This window comes from Citrobacter amalonaticus Y19, assembly GCF_000981805.1.
GTDB lineage: Bacteria > Pseudomonadota > Gammaproteobacteria > Enterobacterales > Enterobacteriaceae > Citrobacter_A > Citrobacter_A amalonaticus_C.
This window is the reverse complement of the sequence record NZ_CP011132.1, coordinates 1,525,305-1,543,443: the sequence shown is the minus strand read 5'-3', so window position 1 is coordinate 1,543,443 and position 18,139 is coordinate 1,525,305. Positions and strand designations below refer to the sequence as shown.

Here is an 18,139-nt window from a genome sequence, read left to right as displayed (position 1 = left end):
GCTACACCACCATCAACTGATGATTCGCCAGCAAGGTGGCAAGATCGGTATGTACGCCGGTCAGCGTCACCACATTCGTGGGGGTAAAGGTTCCCCCCGTCCCATCACGATCAATTTGAATCACCGTGTCGCTACCGCTCTGGCTCACTTTGACAAAGTCCGTGATATTTCCGGCCTGCGAATCCAGAGTTGCCACGCCGTTGACATAGCTGGCCTTCCCGTTACCGGTATAGCCACTGCCTTGTAACAGTTCACGGATATCAATGCGGTCGGTGTCACTGGTGCCTTCCCATGTCCCTACCGTGAAACCATTCACCGTATCGGAACCATTCCCCCCGGTGGCATCACTGGCGGTGAGCAGTTTATACAGCAACGTATCATGGCCCCCGTTGCCAATATTAAAGGTGTCGTTGCCGCCCCGCCCCTCAAACTGGTTATCACCGCTGCTGCCGGTGATCGCATCGCTGAAGTTTGATCCGGTGATCCCCTCAATGTTGGTAAATGTGGAGGTGTTGAATCCTGTACTTTGCGCAGTAGAAACGCTCAGATTGGCTGTGATAGCCACTGTAGATAAGCGGAAATCAACCACATCCATCCCGCCGGTTGCGCTCCATACGCCTGTGCCAGAGGTATACGTCCAGCCGCCTGCCCCATCGTACGTATCGGTGCCTGCCGTCGCAAAGAAGGTATCGTTATAGCCTGTCCCCACGAATTTCCCGTTGTGCACCGAACTCCCGACTTCCGCACTGAGGTCATAGGCGTGAGTGGCGTCGGTCGCTTTCAGTCCTCCCCAACTGGTATTGACGCTCTGGTCGATATTCGAACTGACGTTGCTTACCGTATTCACCAGCACGGCATGGTAGGTTTCACTGGCCGACAACCCGTAGAAGCTCACCAGTGCTGACGTGTCATTCACGCCCATCCCGGACTGCGGGTTAATAATTTGCGTGCCGACCAGAATGCCAGATGAGTTATACAGTTGCACAGTATTGCCATAGTAGGCGTTAATCCCATTGCCATCTTCAATTCGCAGATGCAGAGAGGTCCCGTAACTGACGGTGTTGGTGTTGCGGATCAGGAAAACGCTGCCTGACTGTTTGGTGACCAGCACGTCAACCGCGCCGTCCCAGTCGTAATCCATTGCCGCCACACCGCTGGTTGTCCCGGTCATGCTGGCGCCCAGTACGGACTGCGTCCAGTTGCTGCTGTTGCCCACGTTGGTAAAGAGATAAGACTGTCCCGTCTGGGCAATGCGCGCAATGTCCATCATGCCATCCATGTTCCAGTCCACCGCCAGGCTGTACTGACCGGCATAAGTGGTGCCCGTTGCCCCCACCGCAATGGCATTACCGAGCACCCCACTGCCGTTGTTGAGAAACAGCGAGCCGGAGGTGGTCCGCGTCTGCGTGGCCGGCAGGAACAAGTCCATAAATCCGTCGCCATTGAAATCCGCCCACGTCATGGAAACGCCCAGGGTGGCCGCACCACTTCCTGCTCCACCGTTGAACACGTTCGTTGTGTTCTGGCCCCAGACAAAGCTCCCGTTCCCCTGATTAATCAGGGTCGACAGGGTGTAATAGTTATTGAGGTTAAAAGTATGCTGCGCCAGATCGATTTTTCCGTCGTTGTTCAGGTCCACACCGGAACCTTCACTGAGGGAATAGTAGGCCCCTACCAGACCGCCGGTTGTGGCGGTTCCGCCAGTATTACCTGTGGTGGAGGCGCCCGTCAGGGTACCGGCGTTATTCCAGACAAAGGTATTGGAATCCGGTCCCCCGGCGTCCCCCATCCAGAAGTCGAGGTAGCCATCGCCCTCGCGGTCAAAAGCGACAATGGAGCCATACCACGTCAGCGTTCCCACCAGAACCTGATAAGCGCTGGAGAACGTACCGTCACCGTTATTCGTGAATCCGTTCACGTACCCGGTGCCGTAATCATCACGCATGATGAAGAGATCGGCCGTGCCGTTACGGTCAAAATCCGCCATCGAACTGGTGGTGTAGTTATTCCCCGACGCATACAGAGTCAGTGCCGTTTTCGACCACGTCAGCGGATCGGTGGACTGCATCATCTGTTGGTTCGCCAGCACCGTCCACATCCCGTGACTGTCCAGACCATATGTCAGACCATAGGCAGTGGTTTTATTTGTGGTGGTCCATGCCGGGGTATAGTCCACCGCGGCGTTCACCGTGAGCAGACCACTTCCGACATTGGCGTTATTGCCGTTCCCGGCCGAACTTTTCACCTGCGCCGTTACGGTGTATGCCGTTGACGAGGCAGCCAGCAGGTCGGTATCCGGCACCTGGACATACCAGGTGTTATGCAGAGGATCCACCACTACCGCGCCGCCGGATTGCGAGGTGTACGTTTTGCCGTTTACCGTCACTTCAACATACTGCCCGCTGGTCAGTGCGGCGGTGATCACCCCGCTCAGGATCGGCGTGGTGTCGCGTGTTGTCTGCGCCGTCACTTGCGCCAGGGTCGTCGGCAGCGAGGTGTCTACCGCCAGCAGATAATCGGTTGACGAGGTGACATTACCGGCCAGATCAATGACGCGTGCGCTGTAGGTATACGATCCACTGAGCAACCCACTGTCGGCATAGGTCCAGTTCAGCGCACCGACCATCGTTGCCGCACCCAGCAAAATACCATTGCGGTACAAATAAACCGCCTCTCCACTGGCGAGCGGTCCCGACAGCACGCCATTCAGAACCGGTGCGGTATCATCAGTAGCTAAGCTGTTGCTCAGCGTGCCCTGACGCTGCCCGACATCGTCGGTATAGGAAACAATGGTTGGCGCGGCGCTCGGGCTGATGGTATCAATAACAACCGTTTTTGATACCACCGGGCCGGTATTCCCCGCGGCATCAAGCACCCGAACCTGATAAACGTAACTGCCATCGGTTAACGTACGTCCATCGGTATAGCTCCACTGACTGCCGGAGGTGACCAGCGTCGTCCAGGTCGCGCCATTATTGACGCTGATCTGCGCGATTTCACCGCTTGCCAGGCCGCTGCCCAGCGATCCATTAATCGTCAGCGAGGTATCACTGGTAATGAAATCGGTGGCAGAACTGCCCGAATCGGTACTGATGCTGTCGATGGTCAGCACCTGTGCTGGTCTGACGGTATCAATCAGTACCGTCTGACTGCTGGTCGCGCCCACGTTTCCGGCGAGATCCACCACCCGAACCTGCCAGATCCAGTTGCCATCGCTCAGCGTTCGCCCGTCGGTATAGGTCCAGTCCAGACCGTTGGCGGCGACGGTGACATTACCCCAGGTTACACCGTTATCGGTGCTGATTTGGGCAAATTCGTTGCTGGCCAGCGCACTGCCCAGCACGCCGCGCAAGGTCAGCGTTGTATCACTGGTGATGAAATCCGTGTTACTGACACCGGTATCATCGCTGATACCCGTTACTGAGATACTCTTCGCGGCTTCCGGGTTTATCGTGTCGATCACCACATTCTGCGATCCTGACTGCCCCACATTCCCGGCCAGATCCACCACCCTGACCATATAGGTGTACGTCCCGTCAGTCAGCGTACGCCCATCGGCATAATTCCAGCTGGTCCCGGTGACCGTCAGGGTCTGCCAGGTCACGCCGTTATCGAGACTGATTTGCGCCCGCTCATCGGCGGCCAGTGCGGCTCCCAGCGTCCCGTGTACCGTCAGGGTGGTATCCCGGGTCACAAAATCACTGCTGCTGAGCCCCGTATCATCACTGATGGATGTGATGGCGATGGTTTTACTTGCCAGTGGGCTGGTCGTATCGACGGTCACGAGCTGATTTGCAGTCGCCCCGATATTTCCGGCCACATCCACGACCCGCACCATGTAGTTATAGTTGCCGTCCGTCAGTGTCCGGTTGTCGATCCAGGTCCAGTTCAGCCCACTCACGGATACGTTCTGCCAGGTGGTCCCGCCATCGATACTGATTTGCGCGAACTCGCCCGTTGCCAGCGCGGCGCCCAGTCTGCCATTCAGCGCCAGAGTGGTATCACTGGTGATGAAGTCATTGCTCTGCAACCCCGTATCGGTGGTGATCGCATCAATCGTGAGCGTTTTAACCGCTGCGTCCGGCGCGGTAGTATCGATGACCACATTCTGGCTGTCCGTTGCCCCCACGTTACCCGCGGTATCAATCACCCTAACCTGGTAAACATAGCTACCGTCGGTAAGCGCGCGACTGTCGTTATAGCGCCACGACGTACCGGTAACGGTAAGATCGCTCCAGGTGATGCCACCATCGATACTGATCTGGGCTTTTTCCGTTGCGGTCAGGGTTGCTGTAAGCGAACCGTTCACCACCACAGGCGTCGTGCTGGTAATAAAATCCGTGCTACTCAGACCGGTGTCGCTTTGCAAAGAATCAATGTTGATGCCCATCGTCGGGGCGTTGAGATCAACGGTGATGGTGTGGTTGCTGCTGCTCGTGTTACCAATCAGATTGCTGACCTGGGCGTTAATCACATACGCCCCACCGTCTGCCAGCGCCGCCACATCGGCACTGCCAACCGTGTAACTCCAGGAGCCATTACTCTGTACGGTTGTCGTCCAGGTATTGCCATTAAGCGTAATCGTCACGGTCTGACCCGCCGGGGCGGTTGTCGTACCACTGATCACCAGAGGTGTAGAGTGTTCCGCAGCACTGACAATGTCATCCGTCGCGAAGGTATTAATCACAATCGCCGGGACATCGCCATTTAACGTGACGGTATGACTGCTGTTTCCCGGGTTACCCGCCTTATCGGTAACGGTCGCGGTAATGTTATAGCTGCCATCAGCCAGCCCCGAGAACTGTTGTCCGGGGATCACAATGGACCAGGTGCCGCCAGAACCAACCGTCGCCGTCCAGCTCTGTCCGTTAAACGTCACCGTGACCGTCTGGCCCTGCTCGGCGGTGGTGGTGCCGCTGATCGTCTGCCCTGCCTGTTGCTCCGTGTTATTGATAATGTCATCGCCCGCCACCGTGTTGATCGTCACGACAGGCGCAACGGTATCGACGGTCATTCCGTGTGTGGTCTGACCCGGATTACCCGCGCGGTCATTAGCGCTGGCTGTGATGGTCTGCGCGCCCTGTCCCAGAGAGGACAGATCGCTTGCCGGGACGTTCACAAGCCAGGTGCCGTTCGCCGAGACGGTAGCCGTGTAGGATTTCCCGCCCAGCGTGACGGTGACGGTCTGCCCGACTTCCGCACTGGTTGCACCGCTAATCGACAGCTGCTGCTGCTGTTCCACGGCATTCAGCAGATCGTCGCCTGCCACCGTGTTGATACTGATGACCGGCGCGGTCAGATCGACGCCAACCGTACGGGATGCCGTGGCGCTGTTACCTGCGCTGTCCTGAGCTGAAACGGTGATCGCATAGTTTTGCCCATCGCTGAGCGCAGCCACATCTGCCGCCGGAACGGTGGTACTCCAGGTGCCATTGCTGAGAATGGTCGCGGTGTAGCCTTTACCGTTGAGCAAAAGGGTGACCAGCGTCCCCGCTGCAAAATGGCTGCCTGTTCCACTGATGGTTAACGTGCTGCCGGCTTCCGCCGCATTGATCATGTTATCGGTACTGACCGGGTTCACCGCCAGCGACACCACCGCCGTATTCACCTGCACGTTATGGGTCTGGGTGCTGCTGTTCCCCGCGCTGTCGGTAATGGTGGCAGTGAGCGTAACCGTTCCATCCTGCAGCGCGGAAATCACGCTTGCCGGTACGCCAATACTCCAGTTGCCGTTGGCGTCGGTCGTGGTGATGTACTGCTGAGAACCTACCGTCACCACCAGTCTGTCACCGGCTGTCGCCCCGGTTGCCGTACCGCTGATGATCTGGGCCTGCATGTGCTCGGTACTGTTAATCACATCATCACCGGCCACCACGTTGAAACTCACTACCGGAGCCGTCGCATCCAGCGTGATCGCTTTACTGGCGTTTGCCGGATTACCGGCCTTATCACTGACCGTGGCTTGCAGGGTATAACCACTGTCCGCCATTGCGGTCAGGACGCTGGCGGGAACCGTCAGGCTCCAGCTGCCATCGCTCCCGACCGTTGTTGTATACGTCTGATTATTCAGGGTGACGGTCACCGTCTGCCCGGCTTGCGCCGTACTGATGCCGGAGATCGCCACCCCTGCGGCTGCCTCACTGGCATTGATGATATTGTCTGTCGCCACAGTGTTGATGGTAATAGTGGGCGCGGTGGCGTCCACGCTGTAACCGTGGGAGGCAGAAGCACTGTTGCCGTTCAGGTTGCTGACGCTGGCCTGTACCGTGGCGTCGCCGTCACGCAGGGCGGCCATGTCACCCGCCGGGACGGTCACGCTCCAGCCGCCGCCGCTCTGTACCGTGGTGGTGTAACTTTTCCCGCCGAAGGTCACCGTCACCGTCTGGCCGGTTTCCACGTTCGCGGTGCTGCCGGACAGCACCAGGGCCGCGCCCTTCTCGGCGGCGTTGATCACGTCATCGGCGGTGACCGGACTGATGCTGATCGCCAGCGGCGTCAGATCCACCGTCACGTCATGACTGACGCTCACCGGGTTCCCGGCACTGCTGTTGCCTGACACCGCGATGGTCACCGTCCCGGCCGGCCAGGCGTTCACATCACCCGCCGGGACCCCCACGCTCCAGCTGCCGTCCGCCCGCACGCTCGCCGCATAGGCCACGCCGTTGATGGTTACCGTCAGGGCCGCCCCGCTGGACAGGCCGATGCTGCTGCCGCTGATCACCAGCGCCTGGCCGTGTTCGATACTGTTGACCACGTCATCTCCGGCGACGGTATCCACCCGCAGCCCCGGCAGGCTGGCATCGATACTGATCTCCCGCGTGCCGCTGCCGGTATTGCCCTGGTCATTGGTGACCGAGACGGCCACCGTCAGCGGGCCGTTGCCAAGCGCCGTCAGGTCAGCCGACGGGACGGTCACGCTCCAGCTCAGATCAGGCTGCACCGTGGTGGTGTAGGTCTTCCCGCCAAGGGAGACGGTCACCGTATCGCCATCTGCCGCCCCGGTCACCCGTCCGCCAATCGTCTGCCCTGACGCCACCTCCCCGGCGTTGATCACATCGTCACCGGCCACCACGCTGATGGTCACGCCCGGCAGGGCGCTGTCGACCTGCACGCTGTGACTGGCAGAGCCACTGTTACCCTGGCTGTCGGTGGCCTGTGCGGTCACCGTGTAGGTTGCCTGCCCCAGTGCGCCGACGGCAGAGGCCGGGACCGTCACGCTCCAGTTACCGGCGGCGTCGGTGGTTCCCTGATAACTCTGCCCGTTGAGAGTGACGCTGACCCGCGTACCCGACGGCAGGTCGCTGGTCCCGGAGATCAGCAGACTGGTCCCTTTCTCGCTGGCATTGATGATGTCATCCCCGGCAATGGTGTTGATGCCGAGCACCGGCGCGGTCAGATCGACGCTGACCGTACGGGTGGCGGTGTCGCTGTTACCGGCCCGGTCCGTCAGCGTCACCGAAATCGTCTGACTGCCACCGCCCAGCGCGCTGACGTCCGTCGCCGGTACGCCCACACTCCAGTTGCCGGATGCGTCCAGCGTGGTGGTGTACGGTTTTCCGTTCAGGGTCACCGTCACCACATCCCCGGCGGCGGCCCCCGTGGCGCTGCCGCTGATCACCAGTGCCTGGCCATGTTCGGTCATGTTGATCACATCGTCGCCCGCCACGGTCCCGATGGTGATAACCGGTACCGTGGTGTCCACCGCCAGTGTATGGGCGGCGCTGGCCGGATTCCCGGCCTTGTCGCTGACCGTGGCCGTCACGCTGTAGCTGCTGCCCGTCAGGGCGCCCAGATCGGCGGGCGGCACGCTGACGCTCCAGCTGCCATCCGTCTGAACGGTTGTCGTATATGTCTGATTATTCAGGGTGACCGTCACCGTCTGCCCGGTTTCCGCCGTACTGGTGCCGCTTATTGTCAGCGCACTGCCGGCCTCGCTGGCGTTGAGGATATCGTCTCCCGCCAGCGTGCTGATGGTAATAGTGGGCGCGGTGGCATCCACGCTGTAACCGTGGGAAGCCGAGGCCGTATTGCCGTTCAGGTTACTGACGCTGGCCTGTACCGTGGCGTCGCCGTCACGCAGGGCAGCCATGTCACCCGCCGGAACGGTCACGCTCCAGCCACCGCCACTCTGTACCGTGGTGGTGTAACTTTTCCCGCCGAAGGTCACCGTCACCGTCTGGCCGGTTTCCACATTCTCAGTGCTGCCGGACAGCACCAGGGCCGCGCCCTTCTCGGCGGCATTGATCACATCATCGGCGGTCACCGGACTGATGCTGATCGCCAGCGGCGTCAGATCCACCGTCACGTCATGACTGACGCTCACCGGGTTCCCGGCGCTGCTGTTGCCTGACACCGCGACGGTCACCGTCCCGGCCGGCCAGGCGCTCACGTCGCCCGCCGGTACCCCCACGCTCCAGCTGCCGTCTGCCCGCACGCTCGCCGCATAGGCCACGCCGTTGATGGTCACCGTCAGGGCCGCCCCGCTGGACAGGCCGATGCTGCTGCCACTGATCACCAGCGCCTGACCGTGCTCGATACTGTTGACCACGTCATCCCCGGCGACGGTGTCCACCCGCAGCCCCGGCAGACTGGCATCGATACTGATGTCCCGCGTGCCGCTGCCGGTGTTGCCCTGACTGTTGGTGACCGAGACGGCCACCGTCAGCGGGCCGTTGCCAAGCGCCGTCAGGTCCGCCGACGGGACGGTCACGCTCCAGCTCAGATCGGCCTGCACCGTGGTGGTGTAGGTTTTCCCGCCAAGGGAGACGGTGACCGTGTCGCCGTCTGCCGCCCCGGTCACCCGGCCGCCGATCGTCTGCCCTGTGGCCACTTCTCCGGCGTTGATCACATCGTCTCCGGCCACCACGCTGATGGTCACACCCGGCAGGGCGCTGTCGACCTGCACGCTGTGACTGGCGGTGCCACTGTTACCCTGGCTGTCGGTGGCCTGCGCGGTCACCGTATAGGTTGCCTGCCCCAGCGCGCCAACGGCGGACGCCGGTACCGTCACGCTCCAGTTGCCGGCGGCGTCGGTGGTTCCCTGATAACTCTGTCCGTTAAGGGTGACGCTGACCCGCGTCCCCGACGGCAGATCGCTGGTCCCGGAGATCTGCAGACTGGCCCCTTTCTCACTGGCGTTGATGATGTCATCCCCGGCAATGGTGTTGATGCCGAGCACCGGCGCGGTCAGATCGACACTGACCGTACGGGTGGCGGTGTCGCTGTTACCCGCCCGGTCCGTCAGCGTCACCGAGACCGTCTGACTGCCGCCGCCCAGCGCGCTGACGTCCGTCGCCGGTACGCCGACACTCCAGTTGCCGGACGCGTCCAGCGTGGTGGTGTAAGGCTTCCCGTTCAGGGTCACCGTCACCACATCCCCGGCGGCGGCCCCCGTGGCGCTGCCGCTGATCACCAGTGCCTGGCCGTGTTCGGTCATGTTGATCACGTCGTCACCCGCCACGGTGCCGATGGTGATGACCGGCACCGTGGTGTCCACCGCCAGGGAGTGGGCGGCGCTGGCCGGGTTTCCGGCCTTGTCGCTGACCGTGGCCGTCACGCTGTAGCTGCTGCCCGTCAGGGCGCTCAGGTCGGTGGACGGTACGCTGACGCTCCAGCTTCCATCTGTCTGAACGGTTGTCGTATATGTCTGATTATTCAGGGTGACGGTCACCGTCTGCCCGGTTTCCGCCGTACTGGTGCCGCTGATTGTCAGCGCACTGCCGGCCTCGCCGGCGTTGAGGATATCGTCTCCCGCCAGCGTGCTGATGGTAATAGTGGGCGCGGTGGCGTCCACGCTGTAGCCGAGGGAAGACGTGACGCTGTTGCCGTTCAGGTTACTGACGCTGGCCTGTACCGTGGCGTCGCCGTCACGCAGGGCAGCCATGTCACCCGCCGGGACCGTCACGCTCCAGTTACCGCCGCTCTGCACCGTGGTGGTGTAACTTTTTCCGCCGAAGGTCACCGTCACCGTCTGGCCGGTTTCCACATTCTCGGTGCTGCCGGACAGCACCAGGGCCGCGCCCTTCTCGGCGGCGTTGATCACGTCATCGGCAGTGACCGGACTGATGCTGATCGCCAGCGGCGTCAGATCCACCGTCACGTCATGGCTGACATTCACCGGGTTCCCGGCGCTGCTGTTGCCTGACACCGCAACGGTGACCGTTCCGGCCGGCCAGGCGTTCACATCACCCGCCGGTACCCCCACACTCCAGCTGCCGTCTGCCCGCACGCTCGTCGCATAGGCCACGCCGTTGATGGTCACCGTCAGGGCGGCCCCGCTGGACAGGCCGCTGCTGCTGCCGCTGATCACCAGCGCCTGGCCGTGTTCGATACTGTTGACCACATCATCCCCGGCGACGGTGTCCACCCGCAGTCCCGGCAGGCTGGCATCGATACTGATGTCCCGCGAGCCGCTGCCGGTATTGCCCAGGCCATTGGTGACCGAGACGTCCACCGTCAGCGGACCGTTGCCAAGCGCCGTCAGATCAGCCGACGGGACGGTCACGCTCCAGCTCAGATCCGCCTGCACCGTGGTGGTGTAGGTTTTCCCGCCGAGAGTGACGGTGACCGTGTCGCCGTCCGCCGCCCCGGTCACCCGGCCGCCGATCGTCTGTCCGGATGCCACCTCCCCGGCGTTGATCACATCGTCACCGGCCACCACATCAATAATCACACCCGGTAACAGCGACTCCACTTCCACAATGTGTGTCGTACTGCTGCTGTTACCTGCGCTGTCCGTCGCGACGGCGCTTATCTGATATACGGCTTCACCCAACGCCCCGACAGCGGAAGCCGGAACTGTCAGGCTCCAGTTACCCAGTGCGTCCGTAAGCGCGATATAGTGTTGGCCGTTTAACGTGACCGTTACCTGGGTCCCCGTCGCTAATCCCGAGGAGCCGCCGCTGATGGTCAGATCCTGCGTTTTCTCTGCGCTGTTGATTAAATCATCGCCGGCAACCGTGTTAATCGACAGCACCGGCGCGGTCAGATCGACGCTGACCGTACGGGTGGCGGTGTCGCTGTTACCGGCACGGTCCGTCAGCGTCACCGAGACCGTCTGACTGCCGCCGCCCAGCGCGCTGACGTCCGCCGCCGGTACGCCGACACTCCAGTTGCCGGACGCATCCAGTGTGGTGGTGTAAGGCTTTCCGTTCAGGGTCACCGTCACCACATCCCCGGCGGCGGCTCCCGTGGCGCTGCCGCTGATCACCAGTGCCTGGCCGTGTTCGGTCATGTTGATCACATCGTCACCCGCCACGGTGCTGATGGTGATGACCGGCACCGTGGTGTCCACCGCCAGGGAGTGGGCGACGCTCGCCGGGTTCCCGGCCTTGTCGCTGACCGTGGCCGTCACGCTGTAGCTGCTGCCCGTCAGGGCGCTCAGGTCGGCGGACGACACGCTGACGCTCCAGCTTCCATCTGTCTGAACGGTTGTCGTGTACGTCTGATTATTCAGGGTGATCGTCACCGTCTGCCCGGCTTCTGCCGTACTGCTGCCGCTGATTGTCAGCGCACTGCCGACCTCGCTGGCATTGAGGATATCGTCTCCCGCCAGCGTGCCGATGGTGATCGTGGGTGCGGTGGCGTCCACGCTGTAACCGTGGGAGGCCGAGGCCGTATTGCCGTTCAGATTGCTGACGCTGGCCTGTACCGTGGCGTCGCCGTCGCGCAGGGCGGCCATATCGCCCGCCGGAACGGTCACGCTCCAGTTACCGCCGCTCTGCACCGTGGTGGTGTAACTTTTTCCGCCGAAGGTCACCGTCACCGTCTGGCCGGTTTCCACATTCGCGGTGCTGCCAGAAAGCACCAGAGCCGCGCCCTTCTCGGCGGCGTTGATCACGTCATCGGCGGTCACCGGACTGATGCTGATCGCCAGCGGCGTCAGATCCACCGTCACGTCATGGCTGACACTCACCGGGTTCCCGGCGCTGCTGTTGCCTGACACCGCGACGGTCACCGCTCCGGCCGGCCAGGCGTTCACGTCGCCCGCCGGTACCCCCACGCTCCAGCTGCCGTCCGCCCGCACGCTCGCCGCGTAGGCCACGCCGTTGATGGTCACCGTCAGGGCCGCCCCGCTGGACAGCCCGATGCTGCTGCCGCTGATCACCAGCGCCTGGCCGTGTTCGATACTGTTGACCACGTCATCCCCGGCGACGGTGTCCACCCGCAGTCCCGGCAGGCTGGCATCGATACTGATGTCCCGCGTGCCGTTGCCGGTGTTGCCCTGGCCGTTGGTGACCGAGACGTCCACCGTCAGCGGGCCGTTGCCAAGCTCCGTCAGGTCAGCCGACGGGACGGTCACGCTCCAGCTCAGATCAGGCTGCACCGTGGTGGTGTAGGTCTTCCCGCCAAGGGAGACGGTCACCGTATCGCCATCTGCCGCCCCGGTCACCCGTCCGCCAATCGTCTGCCCTGACGCCACCTCCCCGGCATTGATCACATCGTCACCGGCCACCACGCTGATGGTCACGCCCGGCAGGGCGCTGTCGACCTGCACGCTGTGACTGGCAGAGCCACTGTTACCCTGGCTGTCGGTGGCCTGTGCGGTCACTGTATAGGTTGCCTGCCCCAGTGCGCCGACGGCAGAGGCCGGGACCGTCACGCTCCAGTTACCGGCGGCGTCGGTGGTTCCCTGATAACTCTGCCCGTTGAGAGTGACGCTGACCCGCGTACCCGACGGCAGGTCGCTGGTCCCGGAGATCAGCAGACTGGTCCCTTTCTCGCCGGCGTTGATGATGTCATCCCCGGCAATGGTGTTGATGCCGAGCACCGGCGCGGTCAGATCGACACTGACCGTACGGGTGGCGGTGTCACTGTTACCGGCGCGGTCCGTCAGCGTCACCGAGACCGTCTGACTGCCGCCGCCCAGCGCGCTGACGTCCGCCGCCGGTACGCCCACGCTCCAGTTGCCGGACGCGTCCAGCGTGGTGGTGTAGGGTTTTCCGTTCAGGGTCACCGTCACCACATCCCCGGCGGCGGCTCCCGTGGCGCTGCCGCTGATCACCAGCGCCTGGCCGTGTTCGGTCATGTTGATCACGTCGTCGCCCGCCACGGTGCCGATAGTGATGACCGGCACCGTGGTGTCCACCGCCAGGGAATGGGCGGCGCTGGCCGGGTTTCCGGCCTTGTCGCTGACCGTGGCCGTCACATTGTAGGTGCTGCCCGTCAGGGCGCTCAGGTCGGCGGGTGGTACGCTGACGCTCCAGCTACCGTCGCTTCCGACCGTTGTTGTATATGTCTGATTATTCAGGGTGACGGTCACCGTCTGCCCGGCTTGCGCCGTACTGATGCCGGAGATCGCCACCCCTGCGGCTGCCTCGCTGGCATTGATGATATTGTCTGTCGCCACGGTGTTGATGGTGATCGTGGGCGCGGTGGCGTCCACGCTGTAACCGTGGGAGGCCGAGGCCGTGTTGCCGTTCAGGTTGCTGACGCTGGCCTGTACCGTGGCATCGCCGTCACGCAGGGCAGCCATGTCACCCGCCGGAACCGTTATGCTCCAGCCGCCGCCACTCTGCACCGTGGTGGTGAAACTTTTTCCGCCGAAGGTCACCGTCACCGTCTGGCCGGTTTCCACATTCGAAGTGCTGCCGGAAAGGACCAGGGCCGTCCCCTTCTCGGCGGCGTTGATCACATCATCGGCGGTGACCGGACTGATGCTGATCGCCAGCGGCGTCAGATCCACCGTCACGTCATGACTGACGCTTACCGGGTTCCCGGCGCTGCTGTTGCCTGACACCACAACAGTCACCGTCCCGGCCGGCCAGGCGCTCACGTCGCCCGCCGGTACCCCCACGCTCCAGCTGCCGTCTGCCCGCACGCTCGCCGCGTAGGCCACGCCGTTGATGGTCACCGTCAGGGCCGCCCCGGAGGACAGGCCGCTGCTGCTGCCGCTGATCACCAGCGCCTGGCCGTGTTCGATACTGTTGACCACGTCATCCCCGGCGACGGTATCCACCCGCAGCCCCGGCAGGCTGGCATCAATGCTGATCTCCCGCGTGCCGCTGCCGGTGTTACCCAGGCCGTTGGTGACCGAGACGGCCACCGTCAGCGGACCGTTGCCAAGCGTCGTCAGGTCAGCCGACGAAACGGTCACGCTCCAGCTCAGATCCGCCTGCACCGTGGTGGTGTAGGTCTTCCCGCCGAGGGAGACGGTAACCGTATCGCCGTCTGCCGCCCCGGTCACCCGGCCGCCGATCGTCTGTCCGGATGCCACTTCTCCGGCGTTGATCACGTCGTCCCCGGCCACCACGCTGATGGTCACGCCCGGCAGGGCGCTGTCGACCTGCACGCTGTGGCTGGCGGTGCCGCTGTTACCCAGGCTGTCGGTGGCCTGCGCCGTCACCGTGTACGTCGCCTGGCCCAGTGCGCCAACGGCGGAAACCGGGACCGTCACGCTCCAGTTACCGGCGGCGTCGGTGGTGCCCTGATAGCTCTGCCCGTTGAGGGTGACGCTGACCCGCGTACCCGACGGCAGGTCGCTGGTCCCGGAGATCAGCAGACTGGTCCCTTTCTCACTGGCGTTGATGATGTCATCCCCGGCAATGGTGTTGATGCCGAGCACCGGCGTTGTGGTATTGACCACCACATTCAGCGCGTTATTACCTTCGTTGCCTGCCCGATCGGTGACAGAGACGGTGACGGGATAAGCCCCATCGAGAAGTGCGCTGACCACCGAGGCAGGCAACCCCAGACTCCAGTTGCCCGAGCCATCTACCACCGTGGTGTAGGTCACGCTGTTCAGGGTGATAGTCACCACATCCCCGGCGGCAGCCCCCGTCGCCGTACCGCTCAGGATCTGCGCCTGCAGGTGTTCTGAACCGTTGATGATGTTATCCCCGGCGACGGGATTAATGGTCACCACTGGGGAAGTGGCATCCACCAGGGTGGTCCGCGATGTACTCCCGCTATTCCCTGCCACATCGCTGACGCGGGCCGTCACGATGGCATTGCCGTCGCCCAGCGCCCCGACATCGGGTGCGGGGATCGTCGTATTCCAGGTTCCGTCAGACTGAACCGTCGCGGTGTAATTTTTTCCGTTCAGTGTGATGGTCACCACCTGACCCGGTTGGGCATCCGACATCCCGGTGATCTGCAAGGCTTGCCCGGCCTCAGTCGCATTAATGATGTTGTCGCTGGTCAGAGGATCGATGCTTATTGCGGGGGCCTGCGAATCCACCGTCACGCTGCGGGTGGTATCGGCTGAATTGCCACTCACACTGGTGACCGTCGCGCTAATGTCTACGGCGCCATCCGGTAAAGTGGACAGCACGCTCGCGGGAATGCTCAGACTCCATGAACCATCACTCTGGACCTGAGTAGTGAAGGTCTGCCCGGCGATTTTCACCACCACGGTCTGACCGGCTTCGACCGCCTGAGTCTGACCATTAAGGGTCAGGGCCGCACTTTTTTCAGCCGCATTGATGATGTCATCACCGGCAATGGTATTGATGGTGATCGCCACTGAACGTAAATCAAGCTCAACGTTGTGGCTCGCCGAAACAGGATTGCTTGCGGAATCAACGGCGCTGGCGGTGACCACCACCGTCCCTGGGGTCCAGCTCTGAAGATCGGCGGCAGGCACACCTATCTGCCAGCTACCGTTGCTTGTCGTCGCCGTGGTGTAGTCGACGCCGTTGATTGTCACCGTAATGACGGTACCCGCAGCCAGATGACTGCTACTGCCGGTGATGGTCAAATCCTGTTGCTGTTCCACCGCGTTGATGACGTCATCACCGGAAATGGTATTGATGCGCAGTCCCGGGAGCGTGGCGTTAATGGTGATGTCCCGCTCGCCGCTGCCGGTGTTGCCGTGGCTGTTGGTCACCGATGCGGTGAATGTCAGCGGTCCGTCACCCAACGCCTGTAGATCGACGGCCGGGACGGTGAGGCTCCAGGTCAGATTACCGCCGACCGTGGCGCTGTAAGTATTGCCCGCGATCGTGACCGTCACGGTATCGCCCTGTGCCGCGCCCACGACCCGACCACTCAGCATCTGCCCCGCCATCGCTTCCGCGTTGTTGACCACGTTGTCGCCCGCGAAGGTATTGATAATAACCTGTGGCAGCACCGTGTCGACCAGCAGACTGCCTTGCGCCGTCCCGGTATTGCCCGCAATGTCAGACCCACTGGCCGTCACGGTATAGGTGGTATTGGCAAGCCCCAGAACATCGGTCACCGGCACCTGAACAGACCATGTGTTGCCGGTAACTTGTGCAGTATACGTAATGCTGTTCAGCACGATTGTCACCGTGCTGCCATCCGGCAAACTACAGGTTCCACTCAGCGTCAGCGGTTGCAGAGCCTCCTGCGCATTCAGGATGTTATCCTGACTGATGGGATCAATCGAAAGTTGTGGCGCAACGCCACTCAGGGTGATCGTATGTGTTGCTGTGCCGGTATTCCCTGCCGCATCCGTAACGGATACGGTAATCACACGAGCCCCCAACCCCAGTGTTCCGGTGACAGAGGGATCCAGCGCGACATTCCAGGTTCCGTTTGCCAGCACGACCCCTGTCAGGGTGTGGCTGCCGAGCGTCACAGTGACAATATCGCCTGCCGATGCCCCGTCAGCCCGCCCGGAAATCACATGCGCAACCGTCTGCTCGCTCAGATTCAATACATCATCACCGGCAACGGTATTGACGGTGACGACAGGGGTTTGCGTATCGACGCTAAACCCGGCGGTTGTGCTGGTCTTGTTTCCCGCTTTATCACTGACGCTTGCCGTCAGGGTATACGCCCCATCGGCCAGCGCCTGAACCTCGCCCGCACTCAGGCTCAGTTGCCACGTCCCGTCATTCCCGACCGTTGCGGTGTGGGCGTGACCATTGACCACCAGAGTCACCACCTGTCCCGCCCCGGCATCGGTATTACCGCCAATCACCAGGGGAAACGCATGTTCCGCGGTGTTGACAATATTGTCCTGCGCAATCGTATTCACCGTGAGTACTGGCGCAACAGTATCCACATTCAGGGTCTGTGAGCCTGTCACGGTATTCCCGGCAGCGTCTTTACAGGAGACCGTCACTGTCTGGTTCCCCTGGCCCAGCGCGGTGGCATCGGTGGTCGAAACGTTAACCTGCCACGCCCCACCGGCCTGCACTTCAGTGCTGTAGGTTTTACCATTCAGCGTGACGATAAGTGGGGTGCCTTGTGCCAGATTCTGGCTTTGTCCGGCAAGGGTGAAGCCTGACGCCTGTTCACTGGCATTGATAATGTTATCTGTGGCGGTGGTTGCCAGCGTGACCGACGCCTGTGCGCTCTGTATCGACAGCGTAATTGACCCCGCCGACGTGGCGTCGCTCCCGACGATCTGTACGACCGACCAGGTGTGTTGCCCCGCCGTCTGTACCGGAAGGTCTACGGTCCAGGTCCCGTTGCTTCCCACCATGGTACTGGCTATCGTATTCCCGTTGCTGTCCTTAATCTGGATGGTCGCCCCGGCTTGTCCCGTGCCCGTAAACGTCGGCGTGGTATCATCGGTGGTCTCATTGGCGGCCAGGATACCCTGCTTATCCCCCTGTTTATCAATGGCCAGGAAGGATGGGGTTGCTGTCCCGGGTTCGCCAGGATTATTGACCACTTCGGTATGCGACCCACCGCCGCCATTTCCTCCGGCTAACAGCGCCCCCAGCGCACCGCCTCCCGCTACGGCACCGGCTATCCAGCCCCAGGGGATGTCGCTTGCCTGATGGACGGTACTAAGAAAGGGGGTGATGCTGTCAACAGAAGATGTCTGGGCGACCAGGTCCACTGGCGCCATTCCCGCCACGTCTCCCGTTGGTGAAAACGTAACGTGGGTCAGTCCCTGTCCGTCCTCTAACACCAGTTCCGATTGCTGATGCGTATCGGGTGCCTCCACAAAATAACCATTACAGCGGATCACCGTTCCATCTTTCATATAAATCAGCAGGTCATTTCCCTGACGGACATAACGCGCGACCGATGAGACGGCGGCATGAACCTGCACGACAGATGGTTCATAAACAACAACCGTAATATTTCCGGGGTTGATCATCGTCTGCTTTACTGCAGTTTTTCGAGATACAATATCCACAATCAGGTTCATAGGAACGTTCCTGCCAGACATGATTCACACAAGGCTGTTGAGTTATTTACAGCAGAATGAAAACGCCGA

The 18,139-nt window shown here is 61.9% G+C and carries 1 protein-coding gene; it reads right to left on the bottom strand.

Annotation, left to right across the window (positions count from 1 at the left end):
• Window position 1: 1 nt before the first annotated feature.
• Window positions 2–18,070 (bottom strand): Ig-like domain-containing protein, encoded by an 18,069-nt coding sequence (locus F384_RS07030; RefSeq protein WP_046480819.1) that lies wholly within the window; start codon window positions 18,068–18,070, stop codon window positions 2–4.
• Window positions 18,071–18,139: the final 69 nt, after the last annotated feature.